This is a genomic window from Streptomyces sp. NPDC057654 (genome assembly GCF_042800135.1).
Taxonomy (GTDB): domain Bacteria; phylum Actinomycetota; class Actinomycetes; order Streptomycetales; family Streptomycetaceae; genus Streptomyces.
The window spans coordinates 1-6471 of the sequence record NZ_JBHVHQ010000487.1 but is presented as its reverse complement, the minus strand read 5'-3'; the positions used below and the strand labels follow the sequence as shown (position 1 = coordinate 6471).

Annotated in this window: 5 protein-coding genes and 1 pseudogene; 3 read left to right on the top strand and 3 right to left on the bottom strand. The window is 74.9% G+C overall.

From position 1 onward, the window contains the following. The 3 genes and pseudogenes from ACFU99_RS28615 to ACFU99_RS28605 form a co-directional block, all read left to right on the top strand. Window positions 1-823, top strand: a pseudogene (locus ACFU99_RS28615) (hypothetical protein); the annotation flags it as partial. A gap of 6 nt (window positions 824-829) precedes the next feature. After that, window positions 830-2416 carry a carbamoyltransferase C-terminal domain-containing protein gene (locus ACFU99_RS28610; protein WP_384397436.1) on the top strand — a complete coding sequence of 529 codons (1587 nt, stop codon included), beginning with the start codon at window positions 830-832 and terminating at the stop codon, window positions 2414-2416. Window positions 2417-2427: 11 nt separating this feature from the next. Further along, window positions 2428-3258 (top strand): Moenomycin biosynthesis protein MoeN5, encoded by an 831-nt coding sequence (locus ACFU99_RS28605; protein WP_384397433.1) that lies wholly within the window; start codon window positions 2428-2430, stop codon window positions 3256-3258. A gap of 39 nt (window positions 3259-3297) precedes the next feature. On the opposite strand, the gene ACFU99_RS28600 is transcribed toward ACFU99_RS28605, so the two are convergent. The 3 genes from ACFU99_RS28600 to ACFU99_RS28590 form a co-directional block, all read right to left on the bottom strand. Further along, on the bottom strand, window positions 3298-4557 hold the full coding sequence (locus ACFU99_RS28600; protein ID WP_384397430.1) for a glycosyltransferase family 2 protein: 1260 nt from the start codon (window positions 4555-4557) through the stop codon (window positions 3298-3300). Then, complete coding sequence (locus ACFU99_RS28595; protein ID WP_384397427.1) at window positions 4554-5408, bottom strand: glycosyltransferase family 2 protein; 855 nt, start codon at window positions 5406-5408, stop codon at window positions 4554-4556. The genes ACFU99_RS28600 and ACFU99_RS28595 overlap by 4 nt, the downstream gene beginning before the upstream one ends. 109 nt (window positions 5409-5517) lie before the next feature. Continuing rightward, on the bottom strand, window positions 5518-6201 hold the full coding sequence (locus tag ACFU99_RS28590; RefSeq protein WP_384397426.1) for a class I SAM-dependent methyltransferase: 684 nt from the start codon (window positions 6199-6201) through the stop codon (window positions 5518-5520). Window positions 6202-6471 lie beyond the last annotated feature (270 nt).

Here is a 6471-nt window from a genome sequence, read left to right as displayed (position 1 = left end):
GCGCACGCCCGTACCCGTCGCGGGCCTCCTGCTGCCCGGCCCCGGCAAGATCCGCACGCTCAACGCCGCCTTCCCGCTCGCCGTCCGGCTCGGCGCCGCCGGCGTCGGCTGGGTCGACGACGACGTGGTCATGGACCCCGACTGCCTGGAACGCATGGCCGACGCCTTCCTCGCGGGCGGCTGCCGCGGCGCCGTCGGCCCCCACAAGATCGCCCACGCCGGAACCCACCGCGTCTCGCGGCTGCTGCACCGCGCCAAGGCCGTCGCCGCCCCCGCCACCAACTACCCGCACGGCTGCTGCGTCCTGGTCGCCACCGACGTCGTGGCCGACGGCATCCCCGACCGTTACGACTCCGACGACGGCTACCTCTGCTTCGCCCTGCTCGACCCCGCACACCCCGACCCGCTGCACGACCTGCGGCTGCTGCCCGAAGCCCGGCTGCACTACACCGTCTCAGACGGCCCGGCCGGCCCCACCCGCCGCCGCGTGCGCCGCCTGCTGCTGTGCCACCACATCCACCTGGCCGACGCCCCGTACCCCGCTGCCCGCTACTACGTCCACCACATGCTCTTCCCCGGCATGTGGCCGCTCACCGGCTGGGACGGCAGCCGCGGCTTCCGCCACGGCGCGGCGAACGCCGCCGTCAAATGGCTGTACTTCGGCTGGTTCCTGCGCACCGGCGCCGAACTATACGTACGCGGCCTGCTCGACCGGCCGCTGCGCGCGGTGGCCTGGAGCGGCCACACCACGCTCGCCGCCCCGCCGCGGCCGGCGGCGCCCGCCGCACCCGCGGCCTCCGGACCCGAGCCGAAGAAGAGGTGACGTCCCTTGAAGGTCCTGTCCCTGCACTCGATGGGCCACGACACCGCCGCCGCCTGGTTCGAGGACGGCCGGCTGGTGCACGCCGTGGAGACCGAGCGGCTGACCCGCTGGAAGCACGACCACCGCGTCCGCCTCGCGCTGCGCCACCTGTTCGCCCAGGACGGCGTACGGGCCGAGGAAGCCGACCTGATCACCGTCAGCTCGCCCGTACGCGACTCCGTGCTGCGCCTGGCCGACCCCGGCCCCGCGTGCCGCGCCGTGCGCGACGGGACCCCGTACCACCGCACCACCTCCTGGCTGCTCGGCCGGCCCGTGGACTGCGTCGTCGTCACCCACGAGGTCTCGCATGCCGCGCTCGCCCTGCACTACGCCGGATACCCGGACGACTGCGTGGTCCTCGTCAACGAGGGCCGCGGGCAGGTCGCCCGCAGCTCGGTGTTCCGGTGCGCCGACGGCGACGTCGACTGGGTCGAGACGGACCCGCTGCCCTGGTACGGCAACGGCTTCGGCTGGAGCGCGCTGGGCTGGCTCTACGGCTTCGGCAAGAGCCCGAGCGTCGCGGGCAAGGTCATGGCCATCGGCGGCTATGGCACACCCGACGAGCACGTACGCGGACTCCTCGAAGACGTCGACCCGCGCGTACTCGACGACCGGGCGCGCGCCGAGGAGGAGGGCCGCAGACTGGCCCGACTCCCGGAATTCTCCCGCGAGTTCGACGCCATGGCCCGGGTCGTCGCCACCTTCCAGCAGATGTTCACCGACTCCGTGCACACCCTCCTCGCCAAACACGTCGAGGACCCCGCCCGCACCGCCCTGGCGCTCGGCGGCGGCTGCGCCCTCAACATCGTCGCCAACTCCGCCCTGCGCGACCGCTTCGGCCACGACATCGCCATACCGCCCGCCTGCGGCGACGCCGGGCACGCCCTCGGCGCCGCGGTCTTCGCCCACCACGTGCTGTACGGACAGCGGGTGCGGCCGTTCAGCGTGTACTGCAACGGCGGCGCCGAGCCCGCCGCCGACGTCCACGCCACCCTGATCGCCGCGGGCCTCGACCCGCTGCCCTACGAACCGGGGGCGGCGGCCCGCACGCTCGCCGACGGAGGCGTGGTCGCCTTCGCGCACGGACCGTCCGAGAGCGGCCCCCGAGCCCTGGGCAACCGGTCGCTGCTGGGCAACCCGGAGACGGACGGCATGCGGCGGAGGCTGAGTCAACACCTCAAGCGCCGCGAGTGGTTCAGGCCGCTGGGCGCCGTCATGCGCGCCGAGCGCTTCGCCGACTGGTTCCCCGGACAACTCCCGTCCCCGCACATGCTGTTCAACTACGACGTGCCCGCGGGCCGCATCCCCCAGGCCCGGCACGCCGACGGCACCTGCCGGATGCAGACGGTCACCCGCGAGCAGAACGCCCCGCTCCACCGCCTCCTCGACGAGTTCGAGCGGCTCTCGGGCGTCCCCGCCCTGATCAACACCTCCCTCAACGCCCAGGGCCGCGCCATCGCGCACACCGCGCACGACGCGCTGATGGACTTCGCCCATACGGACGTGGACCTGTACGTCCTCGGCGACCTGATGGCCCGTCGGCGGACGGAGTGACGGGGGACGGAGTGACGGCCCGCACGGAGGCGCGGCGGCCCGCGCCCGCACTGCTCGCCGAGTGGGACGAGGCGTACACGCACATCAAGGAGGAACTGACCGACCTGCTGACCAGGCTAAACGCCTCCGCCGACCTCACCGGCTACCTGCTGGGCCTGCGCGGCTATCTGCGCTCCCCGTATCTGCTCACCGTCTGGACGCCCGGCCGCGCGGCCCGGCGCGCGCTGGCCTGCGACCTGACCCTGCACGGCCTGGGCATGAAGCTCTTCGACGACCTGCTCGACCTCGACACCGACCAGGACCGCTACGAACTGGGCTACTGCCTGATGCTCTGGCAGACCGCCACCCGCCGCCTCGCCCGCCGCGCGCCCGACGCGGTACGGATGCTGGAGGTCCTGGAGGACGGCTTCGCGCGCGTCGGCCCCGGCCAGGTACGCGCCAAACACGAGCCCGCCCGCGATCTCGACCGGTGGTGGGCCGACGCCGACCGCTACAGCGGCTCCTTCCAGGGCTGCTACGGGCGGCTGGCCGCCGTCGCGGGCGGCGTCCCCGAGGCGGCGGACCACGCGCACGCCTTCGCGCACGGCTTCGGCATGGTCACCATGGTCGCCGACGACCTCCAGGACTACCGGCTCAAGGGCGAGCGGGACGGCAACCTCGGCCACCTGCTGCTGACCGGCGCGGCCGGCCCGCGCGAGCTGACCGCCCGCTTGGAGACCGCGCGCGACCGGGCGGCGACGGCCGCCGCGAGCGGCAGCCCCGCGTACGACCTGGCGCCGGTCATCGACCAGTACACGCGGGACGTCGTGGAGCGGATGCTGCCTCAGTACGCGGCGGGGTGAGGGCGTCGCGTGCGCCGGCCGGTACGTGTCCGGGGCCGATCAGCCGGCGTCCTTCGGGGCTCGTCGGTCCGAGGCCCGGCTGTCGGCGCCCGTATCCGCTGTGCCCTCGGCTGTGCCCTCGGCGTTGAGCGGCGACTGGAAGCCCGCCGAGTACAGCCCGCCCTCCGGCGCCGGGCGCAGCCCCGTCGCGCCCCGGAACGCCAGCACCCCCGCGTACCCAGCGAACCAGCCGAAGTGCACCGCCTTCACCAGCCAGCGCAGCAGCCCGGTCCGCACCCCGCGGCTGCCGTCCCAGGGAGCCAGCGGCCACAGCCCGTAGAACAGCGACTGCTGGAAGTACACCCGCGCCGTCGGCCAGGAATAACGCGCCATGAACGTGAGGTGGTACAACAGCGAGATGCGCAGCCGCCGCACCGTCTCCCCGAACCCCGCCCCCTGGTAGAAGCGGCAGCGCGCCCCCTCCACCAGCTCCAGGTCGTGGAAGGGCTCGTCCGCCCGCGGGTCGAGCAGCTCGAACAGCACGAACGCGTCGTCCATGTCCAGCTCGGCGGGGATGCCGCCGCGCACCACGCCGTCCGCGACGAGCATGCAGCAGGCGTGCGGATGCGCCCGCCGGGGAGCGGTGGCGCCGCCCAGCGCCCGCAGCAGCCGCGAGGTCCGGTGCGCGGTGGCCAGCGGCACCTTGACCGCGCCCACCGCGCCGCGCCGCGAACCGGCGAGGAACCGCTCCACGAGCAGCGTCGCGCAGCGCGGCTCGGCCACCACGTCGTCGTCCAGCCACAGCCACCCGGCCGGGGCGTGCGCGGCGCCGAGCCGGATCGCGGCGTTGGTGGTCCGCACCTTGCCGGGTCCGGGCAGGCACAGACCGGCGAACGGCAGCCAGGGCGCCTCCCGCGCCACCACGCGGCCCAGCTCCGTGAGCCGCCGCGCCGCCTCTTCCTCCTCGCCGTCCCGGCCGGGGAACCACTGCATGCCGATCCACAGCGTCACCGGAAGCGCGGGCCGGGCCTCGTGCAACTCGGCCAGCTGGGACAGCAGATGCCCGACGACGGCGCGGTGGCCCTCCTCGCCGCACCGGGCGACGAAGGTGGGGCACAGCACCGCGCTGCCGCCCGGCGCGACGGACGGCAGCGCGTCCCGCGCCGCCGCCTCCGGCACCCGGCGCCACGCGCCGTCCGGCCCGGCCAGCACCGCGGTGACCGGCGCCGCGCCGCCGGGTGTACGGGCCCGGCCACGGCCCCGGTCGACGAGCCGCTGCACCGCGCGCCGCGGCTCCCGCGCACCCTGCGCCGCCCTCACCGCACGCCCTCCAGACGCACCGGGCGCAGTTCCACACGCACGTCGTTGGGGGCCGCGGTGAGCAGCGGCGCCAGCTCATCCCACGAGGCGGCGGCCCGCCGGGCACGCTCCCTCTCCCGCACCACACGACCGTAGGCGGCGCGCGCCGCCGAGCCGAAGCCGGTGTCCGGGGCGGCCGTCAGGGAACGCGGCCACCTGCGCTGCCGGTAGAGCACCGACGGCAGATTGCGCACCCGGAACAGCCGCGCCGCCCGCAGATGGAAATCGGTGTCCGCGCCGAACCGCGTCGTCCCGTCGAAGCCGCCGAGCCGGTCGAGCACCGCACGGCGCATCGCCGTGGCCCCGTGCAGCACGGCGAAGCTCCGGCCGAGCCGCATCCACAGGTCGGCGTGGCGCGGCAGCCGCTTGCGGTACAGGGGCGTACCGGCCTCGTCCAGCACCTCGAAGCAGCAGCCGACGACGTCGGCGCGGCCCCGCTCCAGCAGCCGCAACTGCCGGGCCAGGCGCAGCGGGTGGCTGATGTCGTCGGCGTCCTGGAAGGCCACATACGGGCTGCGGACCAGCGGCAGCACCGCGTTGCCGAGCCGGAACGGGCCGACGGGGCGCGAGGACGCCAGAACCGTGAGCCGCCGGTCCGCGGCGAACGGCGCCAGCGCGCGCCGCCAGGAACCGTCCGCCGAACAGTCGTCGAGCACGACGACCGCCAGATCGCGCGCCGACTGCCCGAGGACGGAGGAGACGGCCTGCGGCAGGAAGCGGGGGCAGTCGCGGTGCGGGATCAGCACGGTCAGCCGCGCCGGGGGCAGCGCGAGCCCCGGAGCCGGTTCCACCTGGTGCGAGACATCCGGCATACCGCGCCCTCCGGGGATCGACCGTGGTTCCCGTTGTTCGAGTCGTTCCAGACTGTCTGCCGGGACACGAGCGTAGTGACGGGCCGAGGAGGCGGGAAGACAACGGGGCTCATTGCCAGGGGAGTTGGAGAAGCGCCGTGCCCTTCGCGTGCGGGACCGCGCGGAACGACCAGGCGGGGTGGCGCCGCCGCCAGCGCGCGACGGCCTCGCGCTCGTCGGGGCGGTCGTAGTCGTCCAGCACCACGGTGGCGCCCGGCGCGAGGCGCTCGCCCAGCAGCGGCACGGCGGGGTACCGGGCCAGCGGACCCGTCGTCCCCGGCGGGCCGTCCACCACGAGCAGCTCACACCCCGTCAGGTCCGCCCAGGCCGTACGCGCGTACCACGGCCACCGCTCGCCGTCGAACACCACCTCCGTGAGCGGCGCCGGCCGTACCTCGGCGAGATCCGCCACCCCGGCCGCGCGCACCTGGGCGCGGGTGCGCTGGGCGTACGGCGCCGAGTGCTCCAGGCTCACCAGCCTGCCCGGCACGTCGAAGGCGCGCAGCGCCAGCGCCAGCCAGCAGGTGGAGACGCCGCTGCCGAGTTCGACGACGAGCGCCGGGCGCCGCTGCCGTACCGTGCGCGCCAGATGCAGCAGCAGGTCGGGCGCGACCGCCCAGCCCCGCCGGTCGGGCCGGGGCCCCGCGCCGGGCACCAGCCGCCGCAACTCCCGCCACGCCGCGTACTGCGCCATCCGCTTCCGCACACCGCCCCCTCCCGCCGACGCCCGCAGCGCCGTCCCGCCCTTCAGCATGCGCACTCGGGACCGCGGGTGCCACAGCGCCGCCTGGTTTCCTCCGCGCGCCGCGCTCGGAGGCATGTGAATACCGCATGCCTCCGATGAAAAACCATCGCTTGTGGACATGGCTCGCCGGGGCGATGTTGGGAGGAGCCCCACTCAGCCCCCCCACCCAGCCCCACTCGATCCCAGGAGTCTCAATGATGAAGTCAAGCCGTTTGCGTGACCGGCGGGACGGAGGTGAACACCCGGTTGTCGCGCAGCAGGGCCCACAGCACGCTGGCC

Excerpts from the sequence above, each read along its gene's own strand:
- ACFU99_RS28590 (WP_384397426.1), bottom strand. The coding sequence starts at position 6,201 with ATGCTGAAGGGCGGGACGGCGCTGCGGGCGTCGGCGGGAGGGGGCGGT.
- ACFU99_RS28595 (WP_384397427.1), bottom strand. The coding sequence starts at position 5,408 with ATGCCGGATGTCTCGCACCAGGTGGAACCGGCTCCGGGGCTCGCGCTG.